Raw genomic sequence first — 12,718 nt, 5'->3', positions numbered from 1 at the left:
GGTCTTTGTTTGTTAAATGCTCCGGCACAGACAGACAGGATCAGCAAGCCATGGAAAAATTCTCCCGCCTCACCGGCGTTGCCGCACCTCTTCCGGTTGTCAACATCGACACCGACATGATCATCCCCAAGGATTATCTCAAGACGATCAAGCGTACCGGTCTTGGAAAGGGTCTGTTCGCGGAAGCGCGCTACAATGAGGACGGCTCGGAAAACCCGGATTTCGTGCTCAATCAGCCCGCATGGCGTAATGCATCCATCCTCATCGCCGGCGACAATTTCGGCTGCGGCTCGTCGCGCGAGCATGCCCCTTGGGCGCTGCTCGACTTCGGCATCCGCTGCGTGATCTCCACCAGTTTCGCCGACATCTTCTACAACAATTGTTTCAAGAACGGCATTCTGCCGATCGTCGTCAGCCAGGAAGACCTCGACAAGCTGATGGATGACGCCCGTCGCGGCGCCAACGCCACGGTCTCCATCGATCTCGAAGAACAGGAAATCCGCGGCCCGGATGGCGGCGTCATCAAGTTTGATATCGATGCCTTCAAGAAGCATTGCCTGCTTAACGGCCTGGACGACATCGGATTGACTCTCGAGAAGGCAAGCGCCATCGATAGCTATGAAACCAGGGCATCGGACAATCATCCTTGGCTCTAGTCCGTCTGTTGACACCCAGCTGTCGGGCGCAGTGGTTTGTGGTGCGTTTGCGCGCATAGAAGGGAATGTCCATGTCCAGTGATGTTGAAGCATCCATCATCGCCATTATCGCCCCGGCGGCAGAGACCGAAGCAGGCGAGATCACCCGTGAAACGGAATTGGCCGAGCTGGAGATCGACTCGCTCGTACTCACCGAGGTCGTCATGGACATCGAAGACAAGTACGACATCGAGATTGACATGAACACGGCCGAAGCCTGGGAGTCACTCAAGACCGTCGGCGACATCGCCGATGTCGTCAAAGCCCTTGTCGCGGCCAAGACCTGACCATGGACAGGCGGCGCGTTGTCATAACGGGACTGGGCGGTATCTGCGCCCTGGGCGGCAATGCCGAGACGATCTGGGAAGGCATGAAGCAGGGACGGGACGGAGCCCGGCCGCTGGATTTCGATGTCCGTGATCTCAAGGTCAATGTCGGATGCAGCATCGTCGACTACCCGGAAGACGATGGAATTGACAAGCGCCAGAGCGTCACCATGGGCGCCAACAGCCGGATCGCGGTGATTGCGGCCCGCCAGGCCATGCAGCATTCGGGTCTGGAAGCAGGTGGTTTCGATTCCCACCGTGCCGGCTGCATTGTCGGCGTCGGTGTGTACGGGGCCGATGCGGTCGACCAGAGTTATGTCGACATTTTCCTCGAAGGAAAAAGACGCACCAACATATTCACCGTTCCCCGCGCCATGCCCAGCGCGCCGTCCGGCCAGGTGTCCATCGCCATGGGACTGCAGGGTCCGGTCTTCGGTGTGAGTTCAGCCTGCGCATCTGGAAATCATGCTTTCGCTTCAGCCGTGGACCAGATCCGCCTGGGGAGAGCAGACGTGATGCTCGCCGGCGGAACGGAAACAGCCCTGGTCTACGGGCCGCTCAAGGCCTGGGAAGCGCTGCGTGTGCTTGCACGCTCGGTCTGCCGGCCTTTCTCCGCCGATCGCGACGGATTACTGCTTGGCGATGGCGCCGCAATCGCGGTGCTGGAGTCCTACGAGCACGCCAGGGCCCGCGGCGCCAACATTCTGGCTGAAGTCATCGGTGTCGGCATGTCCGGAGACGCCTCCGACATCGTCAATCCGACAGTCGAGGGCCCGGCCACCGCAATCCGAAACTGCCTCGCCGACGCCGGCATATCCGCCGATCAGGTCGACTACATCAATGCCCATGGAACCGCCACCCAGGCCAATGACCAGACTGAAGCCAGGGTTATCCATGATGTCTTTGGCCCGACCGCGAAAACCGTATCAGTGTCCTCGACCAAGTCGATGCACGGCCATTGCCTTGGCGCATCGAGCGCGATCGAGATGATTGCCTGCGTCAACGCGATCCGCGAGGGCGTGATTCCGCCGACTATCAACTACGCGACCCCCGACCCGGTTTGCGATCTTGACGTCACGCCGAATGTGGCGCGCGAGAAGAAGGTCGACATCACCCTTTCGAACGCGTTCGCCTTTGGCGGCACCAATGCGGTGATCGCGCTGGGCAAGATCTGAAACGCGCGGCCTGCTACCTGAACTGCAACTCGGCATTTCTGACGAGGATGGTTTCTCCCTGCCGGACAACACCGGCCTCAAGCCGGTAGTGCCCGGGCGCCGGAGCGCCCTTTTTGCCCGCATAGGCCACGTAGACCGCCTTGGAACGATCCAGCGGTTCAGTCGTCTGCCGGGCGAAAATCTCGCCGTCCCTCTCGATGCGCAATGACACCCTGTCACCCTTCCGAAGATTGATGACCCAGATGTAGCCCACAAGCGCCTGAGCGCTTCTGTCGGGTGGTGCCGGAACACCTGTCCGCACGAGTTGCCCGTCATCAACCGGCCCGTCGAAGAATCCGGCCGCCAGCACCGTGGGCAGCCCGGGTTCGCCGAGCACGGATGCCGCTTCCGCATCCAGCCAGCCACCTGAGGCCGAACCCGCAGCCTCGGCGGAACAGGCATCGCCGATACCAAGACCGGTAAACGGGTCGATCACCTTGCCATTGCGGCGCAGCGTGACGTGGACATGGGGGAAGGCCGCCATTCCGGAAGCCCCCAGAAGGCCAAGCACCTCGCCCTTGGTCACTCTCGTTCCGGGCCCGGGCTTCAGTGAACCCTGCCGCAAATGACAATACTGGGTTTCAAGGCCGTTGCCATGATCGACGACAAGGCCATTACCGCACTCGCGGGAACTGATCGCCTCCCGGTCCTCGGCGCTCGACACCAGCCGGTCGGCCATGCCGTCCCGCCTGGCCTTGACCACGCCATCGGCCATCGCAACGACTTCGACACCCGTCTTGACCTCCTGCATCGACAACACCCGGAAATCGGTTCCCTTGTGCCCGTCATAGGTCTGTGTCCCGCACCAGGGGTCCCGTGCATCGGAACCGGCATCGACATCGACAAATTGCTGAATCGGACAGATCGAGTCCGACGGGCAGTTGAGCGGCAGCCCGAACTGCGGCTCCGCCACAGCTGGCAGCACCAATCCCAACATGGCAATAACAACCTGAACCGGCCGGCGTAGCCGGTTCAAAAGGCGGCTTGAAAGGCGAGGCAGTTGAAAACCCTCCGAAGGGTGTTTAAGGACGCTTCATCTTTTCGATTTTGGTGCGGGGACTTCAAAATGGCAACACGCTCTCTCTTTCTTCTCCCAGGTGACGGCATCGGCCCGGAGGCCATGGCCGAAGTCCGCAAGATCATCGCTTTCATGAACGACAAGGAGGCCGCAGGCTTCTCGACTGATGAAGGTCTGGTCGGCGGTACGGCCTATGATGCGCATGGTCAGGCAATCTCGGATGCCGACATGGACAAGGCCATGGCTGCGGACGCAGTACTGTTCGGCGCCGTTGGCGGGCCGAAGTGGGATGCCGTTCCTTATGAAGTGCGCCCGGAAGCAGGCCTGCTGCGCCTGCGCAAGGACATGGAACTGTTCGCCAATCTGCGCCCGGCGATCTGCTATCCGGCGCTGGCGAATTCGTCATCCCTGAAGCAGGACGTCATCGAAGGGCTCGACATTCTCATCGTTCGTGAACTGACCGGCGGCGTCTATTTCGGCGAGCCCAAGGAAATCATCGATCTCGGCAACGGCCAGAAGCGCGGCATCGACACCCAGGTCTATGACACCTACGAGATCGAGCGGATCTCGGCCGTCGCCTTCGAACTTGCGCGCACCCGCCGCAACGAAGTCTGCTCGATGGAAAAGCGCAACGTCATGAAATCCGGCGTGTTGTGGAACGAAGTGGTCACCGCCACCCACAAGGCCCGCTTCTCAGACGTCAAGCTGAGCCACATGCTGGCCGATGCCGGCGGCATGCAGCTGGTGCGCTGGCCCAAGCAGTTCGATGTCATCGTCACCGACAACCTGTTCGGCGACATGCTCTCTGACATCGCCGCCATGCTCACCGGATCGCTCGGCATGCTGCCATCGGCTTCGCTCGGCGCACCGGATGCCAAGACAGGCAAGCGCAAGGCGCTTTACGAGCCGGTTCATGGTTCGGCTCCCGACATCGCCGGTCAGGGCATCGCCAACCCGATCGCCATGATCGCGTCATTCGCCATGTGCCTGCGCTATTCCTTCAACATGGTCGCCGAAGCCGATCGCCTCGAAGCCGCAATCGCCGCCGTGCTCGACAAGGGCCTGCGCACCGGCGACATCATGTCCGATGGCTGCCAGAAGATCACGACCGCTGAAATGGGCGACGCGATCCTGGCCGCCTACGCCGGCTGATAGATCCGGCCGCAAGGTCTGCTCTATTCAACCCGGTCAGGCATCACGCCGGACCGGGTTTTTCATGGGCTCATCAGACCGGGATGCGGCCGCGCAGCGGTGACGACTTGATGATGGCGGTATTGGTCTCAGCCCGGTCATGAAACGGCAGCAGCACCGGATCCAGATCCGCAATCGAGCGCAACACCAGCCGGGTGACGAAACAATCATCGCCCGTCACCTTGTCGCAATCGACAAAACCCGGCTCGTTCATGATCATGTCCTCGACGACATGCATGTTTCCCGGCCTTGGCTTGATCCTGACAATCGCCTGCAGCGGGTAGCCCAGCGCCTCGAGATCGAGATCCACGGTAAAGCGTGATATGATGCCGTTCGCCTCCAGCCGACGCATCCGGTCGCCCGTCGATGGACCGGATAACCCGACCCTCTTCGACAATTCGCTGACCGGCATGCGGGCATCTTCACGCAGCAGCCTGACAATCAGCCGGTCTTTCTCATCCATTTTCATCATGAAGGCTATTTTCCGGTGCAACCAAATTTTTGAAGGCAATCCAATCATTTTACCTTGTGACGTGCAAGGCCAGTACAAGATCCGCACGCTATTCTGCCAGAAATCGAGCGCACACTTGAACGCAAAGGAAGACACCATGACCGTGCAACGAATTGCCGCCTTCTCCGATGCCGGCGAGGGTGGAAACCCCGCCGGGATAGTGATTTCGGATCAATTCCCTTCAGAATCCGAAATGCGCCGCATTGCAGCCGAAGTGGGTTACTCGGAGACTGCCTTCGCCATTCCAAACGGGGCGGCGGGCAGCTGGCGGGTGCGCTATTTCTCCCCGGAATCGGAGGTGCCATTCTGCGGTCATGCGACAATTGCGCTGGGAGCAGCGCTTGCCGAACATGCAGGCGGAGGCCGTTTTGCCTTGCAGCTGAACACCGCCGACATTTCCGTCGAAGCCACCATCACCGCAGATGGATACACGGCCGCGCTTCAGTCCCCGCCCACCCGCAGTGCTGCGGCCCCCGGGGATCTGGTTCATCATGCTCTGGTCTTGTTTGGTCTTGCCCGAGACCAACTCGATCCGGCCATGCCACCCGCGAAAATCCACGGCGGTGCCGATCATCTCGTGCTTGCGCTGACAGATCGCACGGATCTCTCCGCCATGAGCTATGATCTCGATGCCGGCCGTGCATTGATGCGCGAACACGGCCTTGTGACCATCATGCTGGTCCACATCCGCAGCAACACGGACTTCGATGTCCGCAACGCTTTCGCTTCGGGTGGGGTGCTTGAGGATCCGGCCACCGGCGCCGCTGCGGCCGCCTTTGCAGGCTACCTGCGTGATCTCGGATGGCCGCATCAGAACCGCATCCGGATCATTCAGGGAGAAGACATGGGCGCGAAATCCGTGATCGAGGCAGAGTTCAGCGATGAACCGGGGAGCTCGATCCGGATATCCGGCGCGACCCGTAATATGGCCGCAGACCTCGCGACAGCATGAAACAGGGCGTCGAGCGGCAGGATCGGACAGGTATTGATATCGGTCAAGGCAATGTCGGCGTGACGCTGGAATGAAACCGGAGACGCTAGATCGTTCAGCAGGTGCTTGAGGAGATGACCAATGGCGGCCGCAACAAGAGACGAACTCCTGGCAACAAGCCTGAAGGAGTATCGCAAGCTTGAGGCATTGATTGCAGACCTCTCCGGTGAACAGGCAGCCATGAAGGACGATGACGACACCTCGATCAAGGATGTTATCGGTCATCGCGCCCATTGGATCGATCTGTTCCTCGGCTGGTATGAGGACGGTCAGGCAGGCAGGCAAGTGTCCTTTCCTGCTCCCGGCTACAAATGGAACCAGTTGAAAGCCTACAATGCGGCCCTGCGCGGAGCGCAGGCGGGGTTGAGCTGGGATGAGGCCAGGGAGCTTCTGTCTGCCAATCATGCACGGCTTGTTGGCTTCATCACCGGGCATGATGATGCAGATTTGTATGGCGGCCCGATGCAGGGAGCCAACAACGACTGGACTCCCGGACGCTGGGCAGAAGCCGCTGGGCCCAGCCACTACCGGTCAGCCGCGAAATACATCAGGCAGATCCTGAAGCTACGGGCACTTTGACCCCCAGGATTTGCCGTACTGTTCTCTTGGCAATCCCGGTTATGCGATGGAATTGACATTTCACCGCACTTGCATCAAAACACCGCCACCATGCGCACCACGATCAAAACCAAAACCACGATCTGACCCGTTCCGCCCCTCACTCTCCCCGGGGCGGGAAGAGTGGCGCTTGACCGCTAACAAGGGGAGAGAGGAGCACGGGAACCATGGGTTTCAAAATCGCAATCGCCGGGGCGACGGGCAATGTCGGCCGCGAAATGCTCAACATTCTTGCAGAGCGCGCCTTCCCTGTCAGCGAAGTCGTGGCCCTTGCCTCGAGCCGTTCGGTCGGCACCGAGGTCTCGTTTGGCGACAAGACCCTGAAGGTCAAGAATCTCGAGACCTATGACTTCTCCGACACCGATCTCTGCCTGATGTCGGCTGGCGGCTCCGTCAGCAAGAAATGGTCGCCGAAGATCGGTGCGCAGGGCTGCGTCGTCATCGACAACTCCTCGGCCTGGCGCTACGACGCCGATGTGCCGCTGATCGTGCCGGAAGTGAACCCGGACGCAATATCCGGCTACACCAAGCGCAACATCATCGCCAATCCGAACTGCTCGACCGCGCAGCTTGTCGTCGCACTGAAGCCGCTGCATGACCATGCGAAGATCAAGCGCCTGGTGGTGTCGACCTACCAATCGGTCTCCGGCGCCGGCAAGGATGGCATGGACGAGCTGTTCAATCAGACCCGCGCTGTCTTCGTCGCCGACCCGATCACCAGCCAGAAGTTCACCAAGCGCATCGCCTTCAACGTGATCCCGCACATCGACGACTTCATGGAAGACGGCTACACCAAGGAAGAGTGGAAGGTGCTGGCCGAAACCAAGAAGATGCTTGATCCGAAGATCAAGGTTACCTGCACCGCCGTGCGGGTCCCCGTCTTCATCGGTCATTCGGAATCGGTCAATATCGAGTTCGAGAACGAGATCAGCGCCGAAGAAGCCCGCAACATCCTTCGCGATGCGCCCGGCTGCCAGGTCATCGACAAGCATGAGGACGGCGGCTACATCACGCCTTACGAATGCGCCGGTGAAGATGCGACCTTCATCTCCCGCATCCGCGAGGACGCGACCGTGGAGAACGGCCTGAACATGTGGGTGGTGTCGGACAACCTTCGCAAGGGCGCCGCACTCAATACCATCCAGATCGCCGAGCTGCTGATCAATCGCCGCCTGATCAATCCGCGCGCAGCAGCCTGATCCACAGCACCGCATCAGACCCCGAACCCCGCGATTGCGCAACAATCGCGGGGTTTTTGGTTGGTCGACAGCCCGTGACTTTTCCCCGAATCGCTGGCAAAGTCCGCACCAGACCGGTTTCACGTGGGCAGGGGTTACAACGCATGGACGACAAGTTTCACAAAATGAAGGCCTGGGGTATCGCGTTCATCATCACGGCCGGCCTCAGCGGGCCCGCGCAAGCTGCAACATGCGGCAACACCTCCGCCGGATTCCCTGCCTGGATCGAACAGTTCAAGAAGGAAGCCGCCCGGGCCGGGATTTCCGATCGAACTCTCAACAGCGCCTTCAAGAATGTCCGCTACGCCACCAAGACGATCTCGCTCGACCGCAACCAGCGAAGCTTCAAGCTGTCATTCGAGCAGTTCATGCAAAAACGCGGCGCGCCCACCATCGTTTCCAGGGGCAAGAAACTCAAGCAGCAGTATTCGAGGCTGTTCTCCGCGATCGAGAGGAAATACGGCGTTCCTGCAGGGCCGTTGATCGCGATCTGGGGGATGGAATCCGGGTTTGGCCGCTTCACCGGCAATCAGCACACCATGTCGGCCGTCGCCACCCTGGCCTATGACTGCCGCCGCTCGGCCTTTTTCACCGAGCAGCTCTATGCCCAGTTGCAACTGATCCAGAAAGGCTGGATTTCCCCTGATTTCAAGGGCGCCGCTCATGGCGAAATCGGCCAGACCCAGTTTCTGCCGGCCAACGTCATCCGTTTTGGCGTCAATGGCGACGGCAGCGGCGGCATCAATCTGGGAACTCCCGCGGACGCCCTTGCCTCGACCGCAAATTTTCTGCGCGGCCATGGCTGGCGCGCAGGCGCAGGTTACCAGCCGGGGGAACCGAATTTCCGCGCCATCCAGGGCTGGAATGCGGCAGGTGTGTACCAGAAAGCCATCGCCAGCATCGGCGCCGAAATCGATGGTGGCTGAAGCCTAGAAGTTTTCACAGCTTTCGCCGACCGTGGTCTGCACGCTGCTGACAATCTTGGTGCCGCGAAACCCGAAGACTTCACGGATCATCATCTCGTTTTCGGGAAACTGGTAGCACACCAGCACCGAGGCCGTGGTGGCGCTGGCCTCAGCACCCTCTTCGAGCTGCCAGGCCAGATTTGCGTTCTCCACCGCCTCTTCCCACTCATCAAGCGCCTCGATGAATTCGGCTTTCGTCTGGGTCACGCCGAGGTCTTCAAGCGAGATGACAGCGTCATCGGCCAGAAGATCGGCAATGGCGAGGCGGTTGACGTCGAACAACGCCGTATACCAGCGATCAAGCAGAGAGTTTTGCGCCACCGCCGAAGAAACCGGCAGCAGCAGTCCGAGCACCAGCAATAATATCAAAGATCGTGCCGCAATCATCGCAGGCTCCCAAAGTCCGGGCGCGTTGTTCAACGCTCAAGAGCTCATGGAACCGGACTGAGGCCCTCAATGTCAAGCCAAGGCGGGTTCAGGCCTGAAGAAATCGCCGGTCCTGGGATCCATAACCCAGAGTTCGCCGCTTGAAATATCGAACCAGGCACCATTGATCGCCATCTTGCCCCGGTCTTCGAGAATCTTCACGCAGGGGAAGGAGCGCAGGTTCGCGATCGAATTGCGGATGGAGATCCGCTCCAGCGCCACCTGTCGTTCGCCGCTCGTCAGCAACTGGCTGTCCTGGATCTGCTGGGCTGCCGGCTTGAGCAGCCCCATCCATTGTCCGATGAAGTCCCCGGGCGAGAGCGGTGCCGCATTGGGATCGAGTGCGGCCTTGATGCCGCCGCAACGGCCATGTCCCATCACCACGATCTGGCGGATCTTGAGTGACTGTACGGCAAATTCGAGCGCCGCGGAGGTGGCGTGATAATTGCTGTCCGGTGCGTAGGGCGGCACCAGATTGGCCACATTGCGCACCACGAACAGTTCGCCGGGACCGCAGTCGAAGATGGTTTCAGGCGCCGCGCGGGAATCGCAACAGGCGATTACCAGCGTGTGCGGCTCCTGACCGGTCTCGGCAAGATCGCGATAGCGCTGGCGCTCGGCCGAATAGCGACCGCTCATGAATGTCTGATAGCCTTCAAGCAGGCGGACCGGAAATGACGACATGCCTTCGCACATAAACGGGCGGACGGCGAAGATCAATCAACCATTTGAGCAACCAGCAACTGATCGGTACCGCAATCCAGCTCTGTCGATCGGGTTCAGGCTGGCGATTTGGGTTGGGAGACAACCGGCAGACCGGCTTGCGGATCAGCCGTGAATTGCGATCAGGATTCCGTACCGGTCCCGTTTCGGGTCGGCGGGAAACCGGCTCGTGAGCCCCGTGGCATGTCTGCCGGCCATCACGAGATTGACGCTCGCATCGACGAGATCGTCCATGGCTGCACCACGCGGCGGACCCGCCGCAAAGATACCGCGGTCAATGCCGTGGGATGCAAGCAGGTCGACCCGTTCGGCAATCCCGTCAGGATTGACCGAGCCACGGATCTTTTTCGGCGTCGTCATCGGCGCCATGTTGTTGAGCCGGCAAAAGGCAAACTCCGGATGACATTCGATGACGCGATCGCGCAAGCCGGAATCCGCCTGCAGCAGCCGGTCGATCTCCCTGATCTTGCCGAAGAGATAGAATGCCTGCTTGGAAACCTTCTTCGCCGGATCGGAGTTTTGCATCGCCAGTGCGCAAGCATCGCCATAGGTTTTTGCCTCCACCGCCGCACGCGCCGGAATCGAGAACACGCTCGATTGGCGCGCCCCCAGAAAAGGCCGGATTGCCTGTTCCGGACCGCGGCCTGGACCTTGGATCCTGTCGGGCAGGCCGATAGGCATGTCCACAGCGATTATGGCCGACGGCCCTGCTTCACTGACGAGGTCGGAAAAGCGCTCATGGATATGCACCTGCGGCCGTGTTTCGCCGGGCCTCAGGATCACGGCAATCCAGCCCGCCTTGCATCCATCAACGCCGACAAGCACGGTTTCGGACTGCGAATTTACGCTCACGGCTTCTTGCGGCCCGCCATCGAAATAACCCTGCGCATGTTGACCATCGCCATCGGGGTCCTGAGGCTCTGGGCATCGGTTTCCAGCGTCAGCTCGTCGGCGCCACGCCGTGCGGTCCTGGCGAGAATTTCAAACACCGAACCAGTCGCCATCTGCAGGGCTTTCTCCTCCGCCACCCCTTCCAGGAGCCGAGCCAGGAAAGTTGCCGACATCAGATCTCCCAGCCCGTTGGGCGCATTGGGGATGAGGCGGTGTTCGGCCATCACAGATTGGCCACCGCTGACCAAGAGGTTGCCCGTGCTGCCCGCCATCATTGCCAGCGCAGAGGTGACCAGCACCCGGGCAGGCCCCAATGTTTCCGCCGCCGCCGTCATAGATGCCGAATCACCGATCGGCGCGCCGGACAACCAGGCAAGCTCATGCACGTTCGGCGTGGCGATATCGGCGATCGGAACAAGCTCAGATGCAATCGCCGTGGCAACCGCTTCGGGCACGTAGAGACCGCCGGTATCGCCGATGACCGGATCACACATGTAGAGTGCATCGGGATTTGCCCGGCGCACGGCACCGACCAGGCGCGCCACGTCCGCCGCCTGCCCCGCATCTCCAAGATACCCGCTGAGCACGCCCCCGACCTCACCGAGCCAGGGTGAGCTGCACAGATCATCGATAAGAGCGGAAAAATCGGCACCCGGCGGAACAATCCTTGTCGCCCGGGAATGACCCGGATGCCACGGCAGAACGATAGTAGGGAGCGCCCAGACCGGAAAGCCCAACGTCTCCAGCGCGAAAACCGCGGCACGGTTGCCGACCGAGCCACGAACCACGTGGCTCGAAATCACGATGACTGAAGGATGAATATCGGGATTGCGCTGGCTGTCCGCACTCATGAAGTCACCTGGCTAACCATCCAGAACACCAGCCCGACAAACGCGACAAGGGCCAGCCCGCGGGCGATTCGTGTTCCCCAGACCTCGACCTTGTCGCCTCCCTCGGCGTCCTTGGCGGTGAAATGATCCCGCACGTTGTTGGCCGCCGATTTCATCACCGGGGTCGCCGACAAACCGCCCTCTTCGCCAATCCGCTCCAGCGTGCGTTTTGCCTGACGGACTGTTTCATCGTCTTTCATTTCATGATCTCCCGGCCGTTTCGCTCACCTGAACTGTGCCACTCAGCCCCGTCTTGAAGGCTTCTCCGAACAAACTCGACCCGGCTTCCGGTACTGGCTTCGCCGGTTCAGCGGGCGAGTCCATGATACTCCGGATTTGGCCGCATGTCGGTAGCGGACGCCATCCGGTTGGTCATGTTGAAGAATGACGCCACAGCCGAAATATCCCAGATGTCGCGGTCGGTAAAACCGGCCTCGCGAAGCTTTTGCCTGTCTGCCTCGACGATCCGCGCCGGATCCTCGGTGATCAGGGTGGCGAAATCAAGCATCGCACGCTGCTTCGGTTCAAGATCCGCCACCCGGTAATTCATCACCATCTGCTCGCCCAGAACCGGATCTCCGGAAAGTTGCCGCACCGCGGCCCCGTGCGCCGTCAGGCAGTAGTAGCACTTGTTGACCGAGGAGACCGCGACGGCGATCAATTCCCGCTCGAGCTTGCTCAGGCTGGATCCGGCCAGCATCAGGTCATTGTAGAAGGCAACGAACGCCTCGAGCTTCTCATTGTTGAATGCATAGGCCTTCAGCACGTTGGGCACCATGCCGAGCTTGTCCTGGCATTTGGCGAAATATGCGGTCATGTCCGCGCTCAATGGTGTTTCCTGTTGCAGATCCAGCGCAGTCGCGGCTTCTTGCGGTGTTTTCATCCTAATTCCTCCAATATCTGCCTTTGGTCACGAAATCGTGTCGCTTTGACACACACTTCTGCTAGGATTCGACCAAAGATCAAGTCTTGGAGGGAATGGAATGGGGGTCAGGAACACCCGCAAGTCGGAAACACTTCT

The 12,718-nt window shown here is 60.3% G+C and carries 16 protein-coding genes; 8 read left to right on the top strand and 8 right to left on the bottom strand.

What is annotated here, in order from left to right:
* Positions 1-50 precede the first annotated feature (50 nt).
* The 3 genes from leuD to SPHINGO391_RS23280 all read left to right on the top strand — a co-directional run bounded on the left by leuD (position 51) and on the right by SPHINGO391_RS23280 (position 2,196).
* Positions 51-656, top strand: a complete 606-nt coding sequence (gene leuD / locus SPHINGO391_RS23290) for a 3-isopropylmalate dehydratase small subunit (protein ID WP_152011082.1) — start codon at positions 51-53, stop codon at positions 654-656.
* Between the two features lie 71 nt (positions 657-727).
* Positions 728-982, top strand: coding sequence for an acyl carrier protein (locus SPHINGO391_RS23285; RefSeq protein ID WP_152011081.1), 255 nt, complete (start codon positions 728-730; stop codon positions 980-982).
* Between the two features lie 2 nt (positions 983-984).
* Positions 985-2,196 (top strand): beta-ketoacyl-[acyl-carrier-protein] synthase family protein, encoded by a 1,212-nt coding sequence (locus SPHINGO391_RS23280; protein WP_152011080.1) that lies wholly within the window; start codon positions 985-987, stop codon positions 2,194-2,196.
* Between the two features lie 13 nt (positions 2,197-2,209).
* On the opposite strand, the gene SPHINGO391_RS23275 is transcribed toward SPHINGO391_RS23280, so the two are convergent.
* Positions 2,210-3,172 (bottom strand): M23 family metallopeptidase, encoded by a 963-nt coding sequence (locus SPHINGO391_RS23275; protein WP_152011079.1) that lies wholly within the window; start codon positions 3,170-3,172, stop codon positions 2,210-2,212.
* Between the two features lie 129 nt (positions 3,173-3,301).
* Here SPHINGO391_RS23275 and leuB point away from each other — a divergent pair, with 129 nt between their 5' ends.
* On the top strand, positions 3,302-4,405 hold the full coding sequence (leuB, locus tag SPHINGO391_RS23270; protein ID WP_152011078.1) for a 3-isopropylmalate dehydrogenase: 1,104 nt from the start codon (positions 3,302-3,304) through the stop codon (positions 4,403-4,405).
* Between the two features lie 73 nt (positions 4,406-4,478).
* On the opposite strand, the gene SPHINGO391_RS23265 is transcribed toward leuB, so the two are convergent.
* Positions 4,479-4,913 (bottom strand): Lrp/AsnC family transcriptional regulator, encoded by a 435-nt coding sequence (locus tag SPHINGO391_RS23265; protein ID WP_152011707.1) that lies wholly within the window; start codon positions 4,911-4,913, stop codon positions 4,479-4,481.
* 139 nt (positions 4,914-5,052) lie between these two features.
* Here SPHINGO391_RS23265 and SPHINGO391_RS23260 point away from each other — a divergent pair, with 139 nt between their 5' ends.
* From SPHINGO391_RS23260 to SPHINGO391_RS23245, 4 genes are all read left to right on the top strand, one after another.
* A complete protein-coding gene (locus tag SPHINGO391_RS23260; RefSeq protein ID WP_152011077.1) occupies positions 5,053-5,907 on the top strand; it encodes a PhzF family phenazine biosynthesis protein in 855 nt (284 codons plus the stop codon).
* 120 nt (positions 5,908-6,027) lie between these two features.
* On the top strand, positions 6,028-6,525 hold the full coding sequence (locus SPHINGO391_RS23255) for a ClbS/DfsB family four-helix bundle protein (RefSeq protein ID WP_152011076.1): 498 nt from the start codon (positions 6,028-6,030) through the stop codon (positions 6,523-6,525).
* Between the two features lie 206 nt (positions 6,526-6,731).
* Positions 6,732-7,763, top strand: coding sequence for an aspartate-semialdehyde dehydrogenase (locus SPHINGO391_RS23250; protein ID WP_152011075.1), 1,032 nt, complete (start codon positions 6,732-6,734; stop codon positions 7,761-7,763).
* Between the two features lie 164 nt (positions 7,764-7,927).
* On the top strand, positions 7,928-8,728 hold the full coding sequence (locus SPHINGO391_RS23245; protein ID WP_152011706.1) for a lytic murein transglycosylase: 801 nt from the start codon (positions 7,928-7,930) through the stop codon (positions 8,726-8,728).
* Between the two features lie 3 nt (positions 8,729-8,731).
* Here the strand turns inward: SPHINGO391_RS23245 and SPHINGO391_RS23240 are convergent, their stop codons facing one another.
* The 6 genes from SPHINGO391_RS23240 to SPHINGO391_RS23215 all read right to left on the bottom strand — a co-directional run bounded on the left by SPHINGO391_RS23240 (position 8,732) and on the right by SPHINGO391_RS23215 (position 12,580).
* Complete coding sequence (locus SPHINGO391_RS23240; protein ID WP_152011074.1) at positions 8,732-9,154, bottom strand: nuclear transport factor 2 family protein; 423 nt, start codon at positions 9,152-9,154, stop codon at positions 8,732-8,734.
* 72 nt (positions 9,155-9,226) lie between these two features.
* Positions 9,227-9,877 carry a carbonic anhydrase gene (locus SPHINGO391_RS23235; protein WP_152011073.1) on the bottom strand — a complete coding sequence of 217 codons (651 nt, stop codon included), beginning with the start codon at positions 9,875-9,877 and terminating at the stop codon, positions 9,227-9,229.
* Between the two features lie 144 nt (positions 9,878-10,021).
* Positions 10,022-10,768 carry a DUF429 domain-containing protein gene (locus SPHINGO391_RS23230; RefSeq protein WP_152011072.1) on the bottom strand — a complete coding sequence of 249 codons (747 nt, stop codon included), beginning with the start codon at positions 10,766-10,768 and terminating at the stop codon, positions 10,022-10,024.
* Positions 10,765-11,658 (bottom strand): pyridoxal kinase PdxY, encoded by an 894-nt coding sequence (pdxY, locus tag SPHINGO391_RS23225; RefSeq protein ID WP_152011071.1) that lies wholly within the window; start codon positions 11,656-11,658, stop codon positions 10,765-10,767. Before pdxY ends, SPHINGO391_RS23230 begins: the two co-directional genes overlap by 4 nt.
* Positions 11,655-11,897 carry a hypothetical protein gene (locus SPHINGO391_RS23220; RefSeq protein ID WP_152011070.1) on the bottom strand — a complete coding sequence of 81 codons (243 nt, stop codon included), beginning with the start codon at positions 11,895-11,897 and terminating at the stop codon, positions 11,655-11,657. The genes pdxY and SPHINGO391_RS23220 overlap by 4 nt, the downstream gene beginning before the upstream one ends.
* A gap of 107 nt (positions 11,898-12,004) precedes the next feature.
* A complete protein-coding gene (locus SPHINGO391_RS23215) occupies positions 12,005-12,580 on the bottom strand; it encodes a peroxidase-related enzyme (RefSeq protein ID WP_152011069.1) in 576 nt (191 codons plus the stop codon).
* Positions 12,581-12,718: the final 138 nt, after the last annotated feature.

The organism is Hoeflea sp. EC-HK425 (assembly GCF_902498795.1).
GTDB lineage: Bacteria > Pseudomonadota > Alphaproteobacteria > Rhizobiales > Rhizobiaceae > Hoeflea > Hoeflea alexandrii.
The sequence above is the reverse complement of the archived record's forward strand: the minus strand, read 5'-3'. Positions and strand labels throughout refer to the sequence as shown.

Excerpts from the sequence above, each read along its gene's own strand:
- leuD (WP_152011082.1), top strand. The coding sequence starts at position 51 with ATGGAAAAATTCTCCCGCCTCACCGGCGTTGCCGCACCTCTTCCGGTT.
- SPHINGO391_RS23285 (WP_152011081.1), top strand. The coding sequence starts at position 728 with ATGTCCAGTGATGTTGAAGCATCCATCATCGCCATTATCGCCCCGGCG.
- SPHINGO391_RS23280 (WP_152011080.1), top strand. The coding sequence starts at position 985 with ATGGACAGGCGGCGCGTTGTCATAACGGGACTGGGCGGTATCTGCGCC.
- SPHINGO391_RS23275 (WP_152011079.1), bottom strand. The coding sequence starts at position 3,172 with ATGTTGGGATTGGTGCTGCCAGCTGTGGCGGAGCCGCAGTTCGGGCTG.
- leuB (WP_152011078.1), top strand. The coding sequence starts at position 3,302 with ATGGCAACACGCTCTCTCTTTCTTCTCCCAGGTGACGGCATCGGCCCG.
- SPHINGO391_RS23265 (WP_152011707.1), bottom strand. The coding sequence starts at position 4,913 with ATGAAAATGGATGAGAAAGACCGGCTGATTGTCAGGCTGCTGCGTGAA.
- SPHINGO391_RS23260 (WP_152011077.1), top strand. The coding sequence starts at position 5,053 with ATGACCGTGCAACGAATTGCCGCCTTCTCCGATGCCGGCGAGGGTGGA.
- SPHINGO391_RS23255 (WP_152011076.1), top strand. The coding sequence starts at position 6,028 with ATGGCGGCCGCAACAAGAGACGAACTCCTGGCAACAAGCCTGAAGGAG.
- SPHINGO391_RS23250 (WP_152011075.1), top strand. The coding sequence starts at position 6,732 with ATGGGTTTCAAAATCGCAATCGCCGGGGCGACGGGCAATGTCGGCCGC.
- SPHINGO391_RS23245 (WP_152011706.1), top strand. The coding sequence starts at position 7,928 with ATGAAGGCCTGGGGTATCGCGTTCATCATCACGGCCGGCCTCAGCGGG.
- SPHINGO391_RS23240 (WP_152011074.1), bottom strand. The coding sequence starts at position 9,154 with ATGATTGCGGCACGATCTTTGATATTATTGCTGGTGCTCGGACTGCTG.
- SPHINGO391_RS23235 (WP_152011073.1), bottom strand. The coding sequence starts at position 9,877 with ATGTCGTCATTTCCGGTCCGCCTGCTTGAAGGCTATCAGACATTCATG.
- pdxY (WP_152011071.1), bottom strand. The coding sequence starts at position 11,658 with ATGAGTGCGGACAGCCAGCGCAATCCCGATATTCATCCTTCAGTCATC.
- SPHINGO391_RS23220 (WP_152011070.1), bottom strand. The coding sequence starts at position 11,897 with ATGAAAGACGATGAAACAGTCCGTCAGGCAAAACGCACGCTGGAGCGG.
- SPHINGO391_RS23215 (WP_152011069.1), bottom strand. The coding sequence starts at position 12,580 with ATGAAAACACCGCAAGAAGCCGCGACTGCGCTGGATCTGCAACAGGAA.